Annotated in this window: 11 protein-coding genes; 8 read left to right on the forward strand and 3 right to left on the reverse strand. The window is 72.5% G+C overall.

The genetic code is table 11. The features are described 5' to 3' along the window. Positions 1-31: 31 nt before the first annotated feature. The 3 genes from ybaK (at position 32) to KIK09_RS08005 (ending at position 3,283) form a co-directional block, all read left to right on the forward strand. A complete protein-coding gene (ybaK, locus tag KIK09_RS07995) occupies positions 32-520 on the forward strand; it encodes a Cys-tRNA(Pro) deacylase (RefSeq protein WP_214317948.1) in 489 nt (162 codons plus the stop codon). An 88-nt stretch (positions 521-608) separates the two neighbouring features. Continuing rightward, positions 609-1,844 carry an MFS transporter gene (locus tag KIK09_RS08000; protein ID WP_214317949.1) on the forward strand — a complete coding sequence of 412 codons (1,236 nt, stop codon included), beginning with the start codon at positions 609-611 and terminating at the stop codon, positions 1,842-1,844. Beyond that, positions 1,841-3,283 carry an amidohydrolase family protein gene (locus KIK09_RS08005; RefSeq protein WP_214317950.1) on the forward strand — a complete coding sequence of 481 codons (1,443 nt, stop codon included), beginning with the start codon at positions 1,841-1,843 and terminating at the stop codon, positions 3,281-3,283. The genes KIK09_RS08000 and KIK09_RS08005 overlap by 4 nt, the downstream gene beginning before the upstream one ends. 55 nt (positions 3,284-3,338) lie before the next feature. On the opposite strand, the gene KIK09_RS08010 is transcribed toward KIK09_RS08005, so the two are convergent. Continuing rightward, positions 3,339-4,811, reverse strand: a complete 1,473-nt coding sequence (locus tag KIK09_RS08010) for an FAD-dependent oxidoreductase (RefSeq protein WP_214317951.1) — start codon at positions 4,809-4,811, stop codon at positions 3,339-3,341. A 62-nt stretch (positions 4,812-4,873) separates the two neighbouring features. Between KIK09_RS08010 and KIK09_RS08015 the strand changes: the two genes are divergently transcribed. Both KIK09_RS08015 and KIK09_RS08020 read left to right on the forward strand, forming a co-directional pair. Beyond that, positions 4,874-5,626, forward strand: coding sequence for a TetR/AcrR family transcriptional regulator (locus KIK09_RS08015; RefSeq protein WP_214317952.1), 753 nt, complete (start codon positions 4,874-4,876; stop codon positions 5,624-5,626). Further along, on the forward strand, positions 5,623-6,993 hold the full coding sequence (locus KIK09_RS08020; protein WP_214317953.1) for an amidase: 1,371 nt from the start codon (positions 5,623-5,625) through the stop codon (positions 6,991-6,993). The genes KIK09_RS08015 and KIK09_RS08020 overlap by 4 nt, the downstream gene beginning before the upstream one ends. A 29-nt stretch (positions 6,994-7,022) precedes the next feature. Here KIK09_RS08020 and KIK09_RS08025 read toward each other — a convergent pair whose 3' ends face one another. Continuing rightward, a complete protein-coding gene (locus KIK09_RS08025; protein WP_214317954.1) occupies positions 7,023-7,538 on the reverse strand; it encodes a hypothetical protein in 516 nt (171 codons plus the stop codon). Positions 7,539-7,601: 63 nt separating this feature from the next. Between KIK09_RS08025 and murA the strand changes: the two genes are divergently transcribed. The 3 genes from murA (at position 7,602) to KIK09_RS08040 (ending at position 14,136) form a co-directional block, all read left to right on the forward strand. Further along, on the forward strand, positions 7,602-8,912 hold the full coding sequence (gene murA / locus KIK09_RS08030; protein WP_308163968.1) for a UDP-N-acetylglucosamine 1-carboxyvinyltransferase: 1,311 nt from the start codon (positions 7,602-7,604) through the stop codon (positions 8,910-8,912). A 57-nt stretch (positions 8,913-8,969) separates the two neighbouring features. Beyond that, positions 8,970-11,192, forward strand: coding sequence for a transglycosylase domain-containing protein (locus KIK09_RS08035; protein WP_308163969.1), 2,223 nt, complete (start codon positions 8,970-8,972; stop codon positions 11,190-11,192). 142 nt (positions 11,193-11,334) lie between these two features. Further along, positions 11,335-14,136: a helix-turn-helix transcriptional regulator gene (locus KIK09_RS08040; RefSeq protein WP_214318089.1), complete on the forward strand. Its 2,802-nt coding sequence runs from the start codon at positions 11,335-11,337 to the stop codon at positions 14,134-14,136. Here the strand turns inward: KIK09_RS08040 and KIK09_RS08045 are convergent. Then, a partial coding sequence (locus tag KIK09_RS08045) for a M4 family metallopeptidase (protein WP_214317956.1) occupies positions 14,133-15,511 on the reverse strand: 1,379 nt, incomplete at its 5' end. The genes KIK09_RS08040 and KIK09_RS08045 overlap by 4 nt on opposite strands.

Genomic DNA, 15,511 nt, shown 5'->3' on the forward strand with positions numbered 1-15,511 from the left:
CGGGTGGAGGATGTCAATAGGCTCTAGATCCATGAGCAGCAAGGCGAAAGGCGGCACCCCGGCCACGGTGGCGCTGACGAAGGCGAAGGCGGACTTCACCCTCCACCCCTACGACCACGACCCCGGCGCGCAGGCCTACGGGGAGGAGGCGGCCGACGCGCTCGGCCTGCCGTACGAGAGGATCTTCAAGACGCTCGTGGCGGAGGTCGAGAGCGGGCTGGCGGTGGCCGTCGTGCCCGTCTCGGGCAAGCTCGACCTGAAGGCGCTGGCGGCGGCGCTGAAGAGCAAGCGCGCGGCGATGGCCGACGCGGCCAAGGTGGAGCGCGTGACGGGCTACGTGGTGGGCGGCATCAGCCCGCTCGGGCAGCGCAAGCAGCTGCCGACCGTGGTCGACGCCTCGGCGCTGGAGTTCGAGACGATCTACTTCTCCGCCGGCAAGCGCGGCCTGCAGATCGAGACCGCTCCCGCCAACCTCATCAGCCTGACCCGGGCCGTCACCGCCGACATCGGCAAGGCCTAAGCTTTCGTTCGCGGGCACCATGGAGGCCGGGGAGTTCGTCGGCCAGGCCAAAGCCCCGCCGCTGAGTCGCCGCGACAATACGTCAGGTATGGGACTCGCGACGCAAATCACCCCCTCCGATGTCCGCCGAACCGCCACCTTGACCGTCGGCCTGCTCATGGGCGTGTGGGTCGTCGACTACGTCGACCGCGTGATGATGGCCGTCGCACTGCCGTTCATCGGGCAGGAATTCACGCTCACCAAGACCGAGCAGGGCTGGCTCATCACCGTCTTCTCGCTGGTCTACCTGCTGTGCCAGATTCCTGGCGGGCTGCTTGCCGACCGGTTCGGCTCGCGGCGGCTGCTGGTGGTCTCGCTGGCGCTGTGGTCGGTGTTCACCGCGCTGACCGGGCTGGCGTGGGGGCTCGCCGTACTGCTGGTGATCAGGGCCCTGTTCGGGGTGGGGCAGGGGCTGTTCCCCGGGGCGTCGTTCAAGGCGATGGCGGAGCGGACCACTCCCGAGCGGCGGGCCACGGCGGCCGGGGCGATGCTGGCCTCCAACCAGCTGGGCGCGGGACTGGCGCCGCTGGTGGTCGCGCCGCTGCTGCTGGCCGTGGGCTGGCGGCACACGTTCTGGGTGACGGCCGCGGCGGGCGTGCTGGTCGGGCTGCTGCTGTGGGCGCTGCTGCCCAAGCCGCTGCCGGTGGAGCTGAGTGAGCCCGTTCAGGTCAGGCAGGCGCCCCCGCTGTCCAGCGTGCTGAAGGCGCCCGCGGTGTGGAAGTTCGCGGCGCTGTTCTGCGCGACGAACATGCTGGGCTACGGGATGATCACCTGGGTGCCGAGCTACCTGCTCGAGGTCAAGGGCATCTCACTGTTGAAGACCGGCGTGTTCTCCGCCGTGCCGAGCCTGGTGATGACCGTGACGACGATCCTGGGCGGCTACCTGTTCGACCGCTATTTCAGCGGGCGGGCCCGGCTGTACGTGATCCCGCTGCTGCTGTGCACCGCCGCCCTGCTGGGGCTGATGCTGATGGCCGACAGCGCCGAGGGCTTCACGCTGTTCCAGACGCTGGCGCTGGCGGTCGCAGGCCTGTCCACGATGGGCATCCTGGGCATGCCGGTACGGGCGCTGCCGCCCGCCGTGATCGGCTCGGGCATGGGCGTGGTCAACGTGGGCGGCCAGATCGCCGGAGTGATCACGCCGGTGCTGATGGGGTGGCTCGTCGACCGGTTCTCCTACACGGCCGCCTTCGGGCTGCTGATCGGCACCACCGTGCTCGGCGCGCTGATCGCCGTGGTGGTGCCGCAACGAGCCGAGCAGTTCACCTTCAAGGAGGTTTCGTGACCTACGACCTGGTGCTCGCCAACGGGCGGGTGATCGACCCGGAGACCGGCCTGGACGCGGTCCGCGACGTGGGTGTCACCGGCGGCGTGATCCGCGCGGTGTCCGACGTGCCGCTGGAGGGCCGCGAGCGGCTGGACGTCGGCGGGCTGGTGGTCGCGCCCGGCTTCATCGACCTGCACAGCCACAGCGCCGACCTGGCCGGGCACCGGCTGCAGGCCCTGGACGGCGTGACGACCGTGCTGGAGCTGGAGGCGGGCGCCTACCCGGTCTCGCGCGCCTACCGGCAGGCCGAGCTGGAGGGCAGGCCGCTCAACTACGGCTTCTCCACCTCCTGGGCCGCCGCCCGCATGTCGGTGCTCGCCGGGGTGGATCCAGCGGCCAGCCTGGAGGTGCTGCTCGACAACATCGGCCGCGCCGAGTGGCAGCAGCCGGGCAACGCCGAGGCGACCGCGCGGATCGTGGCCATGCTGGAGAAGGACCTGGCCGACGGCGCGCTCGGCATCGGCATCCTGGTCGGCTACGCCCCGCTGGCCGACCCGGCCGAATACCTGGCCGTGGCGGCGCTGGCCGCCCGCGCCGGCCAGCCCACCTACACCCATGCCCGCGAACTGGTCGAGCAGGACCCGGGCACGCCGATCGACGGCGCCGAGGAGATCGTCAGGGCCGCCGCCGAGACGGGCGCCCACATGCACTACTGCCACGTCAACTCCACCTCGGTCCGCCACGTCGACCGCGTGCTCGGCCTGGTGGAGCGCGTCCGCGCGGAGGGCGCCAGGGTCACCACCGAGGCCTACCCGTACGGCGCGGGCATGACGGGTGTGGGCGCCGCGTTCCTGGCGCCCGAGCTGCTGCACCGGCGCGGCCTGACACCGCACTCGATCGGGCTGCTGTCGGGCGGCCGCTTCTCCTCCGACGACGAACTGCGCGCGGCCCGCACGCACGAACCCGGTTCCGCCGCGTTCGTGCACCTGCTCGACGAGGACGACCCTGCGCAGTTCGCCTTCATCCAGAAGGCGCTGGCCTTCGAGGACGCCGCCGTCGCCACGGACGCGGTGCCGCTCATCCGCACCCCCGACCCGGCCGCCTGGCCGCTGCCCGCCGACGCCGCCTCGCACCCGCGTACGGCCGGCACCTACGGGCGCGTGTTCCGGCAGCTCGTCCGCGAGCAGGCGGTGCTGAGCCTGCCCGAGGCGATCCGGCGCTGCTCCTACGTGCCTGCCCAGGTGGTGCCCGCGCTGCACCGCAAGGGCCGGGTGCAGGCGGGGATGGACGCCGACCTGACCGTGCTCGACCCGGAGACCGTGGCCGACCGCGCCACCTACGCCGCGACGGTCGCCCCTTCGCAGGGCTTCGTCCACGTCATGGTGAACGGCCGCTTCGTGGTCAGAGACGGCGCCCTCCTCCCCGACTCCATGCCCGGCCGCCCCGTCCGGGCATGATTCAGGCCGGCCCGAGCCAGGTCGTGATCGCGGCCGCCGCCCCGTCCGGGCGTGATCAGGCCGGGCCGAGCCAGGTCGTGATGGCGGCCGCCGCCTCGTCCGGGTGGGCGGGCTGGTCGGTGGCCCAGGCCACGTAGCCGTCCGGGCGGACGAAGGCCGTCGGCGAGCCGGGGACGACCGTGATGCGGTCGCCCCACGGCTTGGCCGCGGTGGCGAGGTCCGCCCGGTCGGTGACGAGCAGGGCGCCGGTGTGCTCGGGCGTGCCGGGCGCGGGGCGGCCGACCAGCGGGTGCGTGCCGGGCAGGGCGTAGCGCTGCGCCAGGCCCGCGATGTGCTTGAGCACGTAGGTGGCCGCCTGGGGCGCGTCGAGGAAGTCGCCGACCACCGCGCGCAGCGCGCGCGTGCGGGAGTCGGGGCGGCTGAGCGCCGTCTGGGCGTCGCTCCACGACTGCACCCAGGCGCCGATCGGGTGCCGCTCGGCCGTGTAGGTGTCCAGTAGGGCTTCCGGAGCCTCGCCGCGCGCCACCGCGGCCAGCTTCCAGCCCAGGTTCATCGCGTCGCCCAGGCCCAGGTTGAGGCCCTGCCCGCCGGCCGGCGAGTGGATGTGCGCGGCGTCGCCCGCCAGCAGCACTCGCCGGTCGCGGTAGGTGGTCGCCTGCCGGGTCGCATCGGAGTAGCGGGAGCCGGTCCTGACCGTGGTGACCTCCAGGTCCAGGCCGCTGACCCGCTTCAGCGCCTCGCGCACCTCCTGGGCGGTCACCGGCGCGTCCCTGTCGACGCGCCTGCCGTACTCGACGACGTGCAGCCGGCCGGGCATCGGCCCGTGCACGTACGAACCCGCCTCGGTCCGCACCCAGTCGCCCATCGGCAGCGCCTCCGGGTCGGCCCACTCCACCAGCGCCTGCAGGCCGACGAACTCCCCGTCGGTCCCGGCGAAGTCGAAGCCGCCCGCCTTGCGGACCGCGCTGCGCCCGCCGTCGCACCCCACCAGCCACCGCCCGCGCTCCGGGGAGCCTTCGCGTGTCCGCACGGTGACGCCCTGAGGGTCCTGGGCGAGGCCGGTCACCTCGACGCCGCGCCGTACCTCGGCGCCCAGCTCCTCCGCCCGGGCGGCCAGGATGCGTTCGAGGTCGAGCTGGCTGATCACCCCGCCGCCGTCGCTGTCGCGCGCGAGGTCGGGATCGTCGGGGTCGAGCCGGTCGGCGCGGATCGGGATGCCCGCGAAGTGCCCGATGAACGGCATCTCCTCGAGCTCCACCACCCCGGATCCGATGAGCTCGATCAGCTCCGGATCGGGCTCGAACCAGGTCAGCGCGGCCTGCCGTACCGCCGGGAGCAGACCGCGGCGGCGCAGCGCGTCCGCCGACGGCGCGTTGAGCGCGCGGGCGCCCATCGCGCCCGCCTTGAGCTCGGTGTACGGCGAGGCGGCCCGCTCGAGCACCACCACCGAGGCCCCGCCGAGCCGAAGCTCGCACGCGAGCAGCAGGCCCACGGGCCCGCCACCGGCCACCACCACGTCGAAATCCATGATCGCCTCCTGAAACCCGGTAACACTGTTCGCAGTTTAGGTTACTGGGTACACTGTTCGCAATGGAGATGATCTGGATGCGGCCCGAGCGTGCGGCCCGCGGCCCCAAGCCCGCCTACAGCAGGGCCGAGGTCGCTGCGGTCGGGGTCCGGGTGGCGGACGCCGAGGGCATCGAGGCGGTGTCGATGCGCCGGATCGCCGCGGAGCTGGGCGCCGGCACGACCTCGCTCTACCGCTATGTGTCGAAAAAAGACGACATCTTGGATCTGATGGGCGACGCGATCATGGGCGAGGAGGACCCGCCCGCGCGCACCGGCGACTGGCGGGCCGACCTGCGCGAGATCGCCCGCAGGACCCGCGCGGTGATGCTGCGCCACCCGTGGTCGGCGGCGCTGTCGGCGGGACGGCCCAGCCTGGGGCCGAACGGGCTGCGCTGGATGGAGGCCTCCTTCGCCGCGCTCGGCGACCTCGGCCTGGACGCCGACGACCTGCTCGCCAAGGTGTCGGCGGTGGCCACCTACGTGCGCGGCACCGTCGCGGGAGAACTGGGCGAGCGGGAGGCCGCCCGCCGCTCCGGCCTGACGATCGACGGCTGGATGGCCGAGCAGAGCCCCTACGGCAAGGTCATCCGCGACAGCGGCCGGTATCCGACCTTCACCAGGATCATGGAGGAGGCCAGGATCCCGCACCTGCCCGACCGGCTGGAGCGGCTGTTCGCGCTGGGCCTTGAGCAGGTGCTCGACGGCCTGGCCGCCTCTCTCGGCAACCCTCGCCGTGGTGGCGGGCACCCGCATGGGGCAGGATCGCAACCGTGAGCGAACTGCACTACCTGAGCGCGGCCGAGATGGCCCGCCTGGTCAGGACCCGGCAGGTCAGCGCCGTGGAGCTGCTCCAGGCGCACCTCGACCGCATCGAGCGGGTCAACCCGAAGGTGAACGCCGTCGTGACGCTGGCGGCCGAGCAGGCCATGGACGCGGCCAAGGCCGCCGACGCCACCGAGCCGGCCGGTCCGCTGCACGGCGTGCCGATCGCGCACAAGGACCTCGTCGACACCGCGGGCATCCGCACCACGTACGGCTCGCCGCTGTACGCCGACAACGTCCCCACCGAGGACGAGCTCCTGGTCCAGCGGGTCAGGGCGGCGGGCGCGATCACGATCGGCAAGACGAACACGCCGGAGTTCGGCACCGGCTCGCACACGGTGAACGAGGTGTTCGGCGCCACCCGCAACCCTTACGACCTGACCAGGTCGGCCGGCGGCAGCAGCGGGGGCGCGGCGGCGGCGCTGGCCTGCGGCCTGGTGCCGCTGGCCGACGGCTCCGACATGGGCGGCTCGCTGCGCAACCCGGCCTCGTTCTGCAACGTGGTGGGCCTGCGTCCGACGCCCGGCCGGGTGCCCGATCCGTCGGACACGGCCGCCTGGTACACGCTGGCGGTGCCGGGGCCGATGGGCCGCACGGTCGAGGACGTGGAGCTGCTGCTGTCGGTCATGGCGGGGTTCGATCCGCGCTCGCCGTACGCGATCAAGGAGCCGTTCACCCCTGATCCCGAAATTTCGGTAGAAGGGCTGCGAGTGGCCTGGAGTCCCGATCTGGGCGGGCTGCCGGTGGACCCGGAGACGGCGGCGGTGACGGCGACCGCGCCGGGCGTGTTCGAGCGGCTGGGCGCGCGCGTCGAGCAGGTGGATCTCGACCTGTCGGACACCGAGGACGCCTTCCGCGTCTACCGGGCCTGGTACTACGCGCTGTCGTTCGCGGGCGTGGAGGGGCTCGGGCCGAACACGCGGTGGAACGTGGAGCGCGGCCTGGAGGTCACGGGTGCCGACCTGGCCCGTGCCGAGCGGCTGCGCAGCGGGCTCTACCAGCGGATGGCCGCCTTCTTCGACAGCTACGACGTGCTGATCGCGCCGGTCAGCCAGGTGCCGCCGTTCCCGGTCGAGCACCCGTACGTGGGCGAGATCAACGGGATCCCGATGCCCGACTACCTGGCCTGGATGCGTTCGGCGTACTGGATCAGCGTCCTGCACTCCCCCGCCGCCTCGGTCCCGGCCGGTTTCACCCCGTCAGGTCTCCCGGTCGGCGTCCAGATCGTCGGCCGACCCTTCGACGACGCCAAGGTTCTCCGCGTGGCCAGAGCGTTCGAGCAAGCCACCGGGTTCGGCAAGAAGCATCCAGAGCTATAAAACCAAGATCAAAACCAAAAAACGTTGGGTCACAAAGGAGGCTGCCCGCCGTACGGCTGCCGCAGGGGTGACTCTCGGTAGCCGTGCATGCCCTCGAGCAGCCCGAACATGGCCACCCCTATCAGCGGCCAGGCCACCATGACGCCGGAGGCCGTCAGCGACAGCGTCCCGGCGACGACCTTGGTACCGGGTGCGGCGGCGGCCACGGTGACGGCGCCGAGCGTGAACGTCGAGCCGATCCACCGCACCAGGAAGGCGCCCAGCACCCCGCCCGCGCACAGGGCCAGCAGCATCGCCACCGGCGTGCGCCGCCCGATCAGCCAGCCCAGGGCACCGCAGGCCAGCCCGAGACCTGCGGTGATGACCGCGAACCAGCCGTCGGCGGCGATGAGCGCCTGCGTGGACGGGTCGGCCAGTACGGTCCCCTCGCCGGTCACCTGGTACGGCGCGCGGGGTGACACCCAGGACCAGAGCAGCCCGGCCGGAACGGCCAAGGCGGCGAGAACGAGGACAGTAACGGCGAAAGCGCGTACTTCCCTCGCCACGCGACTCCCCCTCACATGTGTGTCCGAATCAGCTCGATGGTATCGCCCGGTTAGGCTCGCTTCGTGATTCAAGAAGAGGTCTGGCTGATCGAACCCTCGGGACCGCTGCGGGGGGACGTCGAAGTACGCGGTTCCAAGAACGCCGTTTCCAAGCACATGGTCGCCGCCATGCTGGGCAGCGGGGAGAGCACCATCGCCAACGCCCCCGAGGTGGGCGAGGTGGGTATCACGGCGGCGATGCTGGAAGCGCTCGGCATCCACGTGCAGATCAACGGCAGTGAGATCCGGATCGAGCCGGGACCAGAGATCCGCCCCCGCGTGCCGGACGCGTTCACCGGGCTGAACCGCATCCCCATCCTCATGCTCGGCCCGCTGCTGCACCTGGCGGGCGAGGCGTTCGTGCCGCTGGTGGGCGGCGACCCGATCGGACGGCGGCCCATCGACTTCCACGTCGAGGCGCTGCGCGCGATGGGCGCCGAGGTCGAGGTGGGCGAGGGCGGCGTGTACGCCAAGGCCAAGCGGCTCAACGGCGCCCGGATCGAGCTGCCGTACCCGAGCGTCGGGGCGACCGAGACGATCCTGATGTCCGCGGTGCTGGCCGAGGGCAAGACCGTGATCAAGAACGCGGCCATGGAGCCCGAGGTGGTCGAGCTGGCGCTGTTCCTGCAGCGGATGGGCGGCAGGATCGAGCTGTCCCCCGACCGCAGGATCGTCATCGAGGGTGTCGGCCACCTGCGCGGCGCCTCCACGTGGCTGGCGGGCGACCGCATCGAGGCGTTCTCCTACCTGGCGGCCGGGCTGGTCACCGGCGGCGAGGTGCGGGTGCACGGCTGCGCGCAGGACCGCCTGGTCACGGCGATCACCACGCTGGCCAGGATGGGCGCCCAGTTCGACATCAACGACGAGTACGTGTGCGCGACCGCGCCGCCGGCGGGCCTGCGTTCCGCGGCGGTGCAGACCGACACGCATCCGGGGTTCATGACCGACTGGCAGACGCCGCTGATGGTGCTGTTCACGCAGAGCCAGGGCATGTCGGTGCTGCACGAGACCGTCTTCGAGAACCGCCTGGTCTACGTGCCCGCGCTGCAGAAGATGGGCTGCGAGATCGAGGTGTTCGACCAGTGCCTGGGCGGGCCCGCCTGCCGCTACCACGACACCAACGCCAAGCACTCGGCCGTGGTGCGCGGCGTGTCGAAGCTGCGGGGCGCCGACGTGACGCTGCCCGACATCCGCGCCGGGTTCTCCGGCGTGCTGGCCGCGGCGGTGGCCGACGGGGTGTCGACGTTGCGCGGGGTGCACCACATCGAGCGCGGCTACCACCGCCCGTACGAGCAGTTCGCCTCGCTCGGTCTGAACATCCGCAGGCAACGGTAAAGAGTCGGAACCCGGCGTTTGCCCATGATCAGCCGGTCGCAGATCATCTGAGTGACTGTGCGCAAATCCATCGCCGGGCTGGGTGTGGCCGGCGCGGTGAGCGGTGTGCTGGCGGCTGCCCTGGTCGTGCCGGCCGTGGGCGGGGCGGGGATCGCCACGAGGGACGTCGCCAACTCCTTCGTGGACCTGCCCCCGCCCCCGCGCGAGGAGCCGCTCTCCCAGGTGACGCGGCTGCTGGACAGGCACGGCAAGCAGTTCGCCCAGTTCTACACCGCCAACAGGACCGAGGTGCCGCTCTCGCGGGTGGCGCCGGTGATGCGCCAGGCGATCGTGGCCATCGAGGACGCCCGCTTCTACGAGCACGGCGGCATGGACGTCAGAGGGACCATCCGGGCGCTGCTGACCAACACCCAGGCGGGCGGCATCCGGCAGGGCGGCTCCTCGCTCACCCAGCAGCTGGTCAAGAACATCCTGGTGGAGAACGCGCGCACCGACGCCGAGCGGGTCCAGGCGCGGGCGCAGAGCATCGGCCGCAAGATCACCGAGCTGCGGTACGCGCTGGCCATGGAGGCCAAGTACACCAAGGACGAGATCCTCGAGCGCTACCTGAACATCGCCTACTTCGGCGCCGGCGCGCACGGCGTCGAGGCGGCGGCCCGGCGCTTCTTCTCCACCTCGGCGGCCGACCTGACGCTGGCGCAGGCCGCCACGCTGGCCGGCGCCGTACGCGCGCCGAATCTCACCGACCCCTCGATCGGCAGGAAGCAGCAGGCGCGCCTGAAGCAGCGGCGCGACACCGTGCTCGACCGGATGGCCGGGCTGAACATGATCACCCAGGCGCAGGCGGACGCGGCCAAGCGCACCAAGCTGGACATCACCCTGCACCCCGAGCCCGGCGGGTGCGAGGAGAGCGACTACCCGTACTACTGCGTGTACGTGCGGCAGGAACTGCTGTCCAACCCGGTCTTCGGCGCCACCGTGGCCGAACGCCGGCGCCGCCTGGCCACCGGCGGCCTGGTCATCCGCACCAGCCTGGACCCGCGCGACCAGCACGCGTCCCAGCATGCGCTGCGCGAACACGTCAGCCCGCGCGACACCGAGGCGGGCTCGGAGGCCATGGTCGAGCCCGGCACCGGGCGGATCAGGGCGATCGCCGTCAGCAAGAAGTACGGCAGCAACCCCGGCAGGCGCAAGAACGGCTCGCGCACCACGATCAACCTGGCCGCCGACGAGGCACACGGCGGCGGCATGGGGCTCCAGGCGGGCTCGACGTTCAAGGTGTTCACCCTGGCCACCGCCCTGCAGCAGGGGTGGCGCTTCAACCAGGGCTTCGAGACGCCGGGCGAGCTGGTGCCCGCGCAGGGCTACCGCGACTGCTCGGGCAAGCCCGTCAACGACCCGCGGGCGCGCGTGCTCAACGCCAGCGGGGAGGGCACCGGCGGCCCGCACAGCCTGGAGACCGGCACCTGGAAGTCGGTCAACATTTTCTACATGATGCTGGAGCGCAAGGTCGGCCTGTGCAACGTGGTCAACACCGCCAGGTCGCTCGGCGTCACCCGCGCCGACGGGGGACCGCTGCGCGAGGTGCCCACGTTCACGCTCGGCGTCAACGAGATGGACCCGGTCACGGTGGCGGGGGCCTTCGCGGCGTTCGGCGCCAGGGGCCGTTACTGCCACCCGCTGGCGATCGTGAAGATCACCGACTCCGAAGGAGAGACGACCCGGGTGCCGCCCGCCTGCGACCAGGCCGTGGAGAAGGAGGTCGCGGACGCGGTCAACTACATCCTGTCGGGGGTGTTCACCAAGGGCACCATGCACGGGCAGAGCATCGGCCGCCCGGCGGCCGGCAAGACCGGCACGAACAACGGCTACACCTCGGCCTGGTTCGCCGGTTACACGCCGGACCTGGCGGCGGCGGTCAGCGTCGGCGACATCCGGGGCTCCTACCGCTACCCGCTGGAGAACGTGGAGATCGGCGGCGAGTACTACGGAGCGGTGTTCGGCGCCACGCTGCCCGGGCCGATCTGGATCTCGTCGATGGAGTCGGCGCTGAGCGACACGGCCCCGACGCGGTTCGCGCCGCCCGACATGGCCCGCTTCGGCGGCGGGTTCACGCCGGGTCTGAAGGAGGCGCTGGCCAAGGAGAAGAAGAAAAAGAAGGGCCGCGACCGGCGCGAGCTCTTCCCCGGCACCCACCGCCGTCACTTCAGCTGGAACGTCAAGCCCCGTCACGACGCCTGGCCACCTGATCGCGTACGGCCGCATCACCCCACCGACTGACCGGCGAGTCCGGGGTTACGGCGCACCCGGAACGCGGTCGCGTGGAGAATCTTGACAGGGTTTCTGACGCAACATCGCAACCGGGGAGTTATGTTCCGGGATTGAACCGTGGGTTCCAGGTGGATAACGTCCGGTCGTGGGAATGGTCGGTCGTGCGGAGCCGCTGCGGGCGCTCCTGGAAGCGATGCGCCACCCTCCGGCGGTGGCGCTGGTCGAAGGCGAGGCGGGCATCGGCAAGACGACGCTGGTGCACGCCGCGGCCGATAAGGCCCGCCGTACGCTGCTGGTCGGATACTGCCATCCGCTGCGCGAGCCCTTTCCCTACGGGCCGGTCTTCGAGGCCATGCGCGACCTGCGGGACGTGCTGCACGGCCCGGAGGGGCTCAGCCCGGTGACGGGAGCGCTCCACGGCCACCTGCCCGAGCTGACGCCGCTGCTGCCGCCGGCGCCCGCCCCGCTGCCCGACCCGGCCGCCGAGCGCCACCGCCTGTTCCGCGCGGTGCGCGACCTGCTGGCGGCCGCGGGGCCCGCGGTGCTGGTGATCGAGGACCTGCACTGGGCCGACGACGGCACGCAGGACCTGCTGCGCTTCCTGCGCAGGCGGCCGCCCGACGAGCTGGCGCTGGTGCTGACCTACCGCAGGCAGGAGCTGTCGGCCGCGGGGCTGGCGCTGGGCGCCGCCTACCGCGGCTCGCCCGAGACCTCCAGCGTGCTGATCCCGCTCGAGCCGCTGGCCGGGCCCGACGTGGGCGCACTGGCCGCGGCCCTGCTCGGCCGCCCCGACCTGCCGCCCACCTTCGCGGCCCGGTTACACGAGCGCACCGGCGGGATCCCCTTCCTGGTGGAGGAGGTGGTCCGTTCCCTGGGCGACGACCGGCGGCCCGAGGCGCTGGAGCGGGCAGGGGTGCCGCTGCTGCTGCGCGAGTCGATGTCCGAGCAGCTGGCCAGGCTCTCCCCCGCCGCGCTCGCGACCGTCCGCGCCGCCGCCGTGCTGCGGCTGCCGGTGGGCGAGCAGTTGCTGGCCGCGGTGGCGGGCGACGCCGGCGGGCTGAGCGAGGCGCTGCGGCTCGGTGTGCTGCACGAGTATCCCGACAGCAGGTACGGCCTGCGCCACGCGCTGGCGCAGGAGGCCGTCTATGACACGATCCCCGGCCCCGACCGCAGGCGCGGCCACGAGCGGGCCGTGGCCGCCCTGGCCGCGCAGGACCCGCCGCCGCTCGTCCAGCTCACCTTCCACGCCCGCAGGTCGGGCGACAGGCAGGCGTGGCTGCGCTACGGCGGGGCGGCGGCCCGCCAGGCCGCGGCGCTGGGCGACACGCCGCTGGCGGTCGAGGTGCTCGAGGGCATGATCTCCGATCCCGACCTGCCGGGCTCGGGGCGGGTGGCGCTGGTGCTGACGCTGGCCAGGCTGGCCATGGCGAGCCTGGCCTACCCGCGGGTGATCCGGCTGCTGCGGCACCTGGTCTCCGACGAGCGGCTGGCCACGGACCTGCGCGGGGAGGCGCGGCTGTCGCTGGGGCTGATCCTGTTCGGGCAGGGCGGCGACGTGGCCGCGGGGCGTCCCGCGATCCTGGCCGCGGTGGAGGAGCTGGGCGACCGTCCCGCGCTCGCGGCGCGCGGGCTGGCCGCGCTGGCCATGCCGGGCTGGGGTCCCGAGCCGCTGGCCGTACACGAGCAGTGGATGGAGCGGGCCGAGGAGCTGGTCGCGAAGGCCGACGACGCCGAGATCTCGGCGGCCGTGCTGGGCAACAGGGCGACGCTGGCCATGTCGGTCGGCTCGCCGGAGACGGCGGAGCTGGCGGCCGGGCTGCCTGCCACCGACCCGTCCACGGCCGTGCGCAGGCAGGTCGCCAGGGCCTATTGCAACCTGTACGACCTGGCGGTGACGCTGGGCCAGTACGAGCTCGCCGAGGACTACGGCAGGCGCGGGCGGGAGCTGGCCGAGGAGACGGGCGCGCTGTTCCCCGCCTACCTGGCGCGCGGGGTGGCGCTGCGGATGGACTGGATGGCCGGCCGGTGGGAGGGCCTGGCCGCACGGGCGGCCGCCGCGACCGAGGACGTCGAGGAGAGCCCGGTCGGGTCGCTCGAGGCGCACTACGTGCTGGGCAGGCTCGCGCTGGCGGCCGGCGAGTGGGCCGAGGCCGAATCCCACCTGCGGGCCGCGGGCAGCCCCGAGACGGGCTACCTGCCTCTCGTGCTCGCGGCCTGGGGCGGGCTGGTCGAGATCCACCTGGCCAGGGGCGAGGTGGCGCCGGCCGTACGGGAGAGCGAGCTGGCGGCAGGGCGGCTGGCCGCCAAGGGCGTGTGGGTGTGGGGTGACCAGCTGGTGCCGGCCGCCGTGACCGCGCTGCTGCGGGCGGGACGCGCCCGCGAGGCGGGTGAGCTGGTCGAGCATTTCGAGGACGGGCTGCGCGGCAGGACCGCGCCGGCCGCGCAGGCCGCGCTCGATCTGGCCCGGGGGGCTGTGGAGCTGTCGGCCGGCAGGGCGCAGGCGGCGGCCGAGCGCTTCGCCGAGGCGCGTGCCGCCTTCACCGCCATGCCCCAGCCCTACGCCGCCGCCCGCGCCGGCGAGGCCGCCGCGGACGCTCTGCTCGCCCAGGACGACCGTGCGGCTGCCGCCGCCGCGCTGGCCGAGGCGGCCGAGCGCTTCGCCGCCCTGGGGGCCACCAGGGACGCGGCCCGCTGCAGGCACGCACTGCGCGAGTACGGCGTGGCCACCCCGGTCAACCGGCGCCGCGGCGAGGGCCTGCTGTCGGCCCGCGAGCGGGAGGTCGCCAGGCTCGTCGCGCTCGGCAGGACGAACAGGGAGATCGCCGAGGTGCTGTTCCTGTCGCGCCGTACGGTCGAGACCCATGTCGCCACCCTGCTGCGCAAGCTCGGCGTCCGCTCGCGGACCGAGATCGTGGTCCCGCCCGAGCGGCCGGGCGGGACCACGGGTGCCTAGACGGTGATGCTCCACCAGTCCAGAGTTCCTGTGTCCTGGGCGTAGTAGTCCTCGATGTAGAGGGTCCACCTCCCGGCGGCCTGCTGGCTGACCGGCACCGACCAGTTCCTGGTGCCGAAGACCGTGCAGGACGAGCCACCGGGCGAGCGCAGGTGGTACCACGAGCCGTTCGGACCCTGGAGCCAGATGTCGAGGTCCTCGATGCACGTGTGGTTGCTGGTGGCGGTGACCTTCACCGGCGACTGCGCGGTCCCGCTCGCGTTGGAGGTGACCGAGCTGGTGATGTACGAGTAGTCGTCGATGAAGTAGTCGGTGTCGTTGCGGAACGTCCTGCCACCGCTCTGGCCCTGGACGGTCAGCGCGAACACCGTGGTGTGGGCGCCCGTCTCACCCGTGCCCTTGATCGTCACCTGGTAGCTGCCCGTCGGGGTCGAGCTCGTGGTGCTGATCGTCAGCGTCGAGTTGCCGCCGCTGGTCACGCTGGCCGGGTTGAACGAGGCGGTGCCCCCGGTCGGCAGCCCGGAAGCGGTCAGGTTGACCGTCTGGGCCGTGCCCTGCGTGGTCTGCGTGGAGACGGTCGTGGTGATCGCCTGGCCGGTCTGGACGGTGCCGGAGGACGGGTTCACCGCGATGGAGAAGTCCCGCGTGGGCGGGGTGCTGCCGACGGTCAGCTGGTAGGTGGCGGTGTGGGAGCCGGACGCGCCGGTGCCCGTGACAGTGATCGTGGAGGTACCCGCGGGCGTGGAGGCGCTGGTGCTGATCGTCAGCGTGGAGCTGTTGCCGCTGGTCACGCTCGCCGGGTTGAACGACGCCGTCGCCCCGGAAGGCAGGCCGGAGGCGGTGAGGTTCACCGTCTGCGGGTTGCCCGCGGTGGTCTGGGTGCCGACCGTGGTGGTGGCCGACTGTCCCGGAGTCACCGAGCCGGAAGTCGGGTTGGTGGAGATCGAGAAGTCCTGCGTGGGAGAGGTGCAGGTGGGCTCACCCGACTGGACCGGGACGCTCACCGCGTTCCACGCCGCCTTGGTGGCCGCGCACTCCGCGCTGTTGGCACCGTAGAGCTCGACCGCGGCGGCCAGCGAGGCCGACCGGACGTTGGCGTAACGCCAGGACGAGGTCTTACGCTGCATCGCGCCCAGATAGATCTTGCCCGCCTTCTGGATGCTGATACCGGTGACAGAGGAAGGGCCGCCGGAGCAGATCGGGCTGTTCGGCTTGCCGCCGCCGGGCGAGGAGCCCTCGGCCAGCAGATAGAACCAGTGGTTGAGCGGGCCGGCCGCCGCGTGCACCTCGGTGCTGGGGATCGAGGAGGACCAGCAGTTGGGGTCGCCCACCTGCGACGGGTTGTACATGTACCGGATCGGGCCGTCGCCGACCA

The sequence above is a fragment of the Nonomuraea sediminis genome, assembly GCF_018531495.1.
Taxonomy (GTDB): Bacteria; Actinomycetota; Actinomycetes; order Streptosporangiales; family Streptosporangiaceae; genus Nonomuraea; species Nonomuraea sediminis.

Excerpts from the sequence above, each read along its gene's own strand:
- ybaK (WP_214317948.1), top strand. The coding sequence starts at position 32 with ATGAGCAGCAAGGCGAAAGGCGGCACCCCGGCCACGGTGGCGCTGACG.
- KIK09_RS08000 (WP_214317949.1), top strand. The coding sequence starts at position 609 with ATGGGACTCGCGACGCAAATCACCCCCTCCGATGTCCGCCGAACCGCC.
- KIK09_RS08010 (WP_214317951.1), bottom strand. The coding sequence starts at position 4,811 with ATGGATTTCGACGTGGTGGTGGCCGGTGGCGGGCCCGTGGGCCTGCTG.
- KIK09_RS08015 (WP_214317952.1), top strand. The coding sequence starts at position 4,874 with ATGGAGATGATCTGGATGCGGCCCGAGCGTGCGGCCCGCGGCCCCAAG.
- KIK09_RS08040 (WP_214318089.1), top strand. The coding sequence starts at position 11,335 with ATGGTCGGTCGTGCGGAGCCGCTGCGGGCGCTCCTGGAAGCGATGCGC.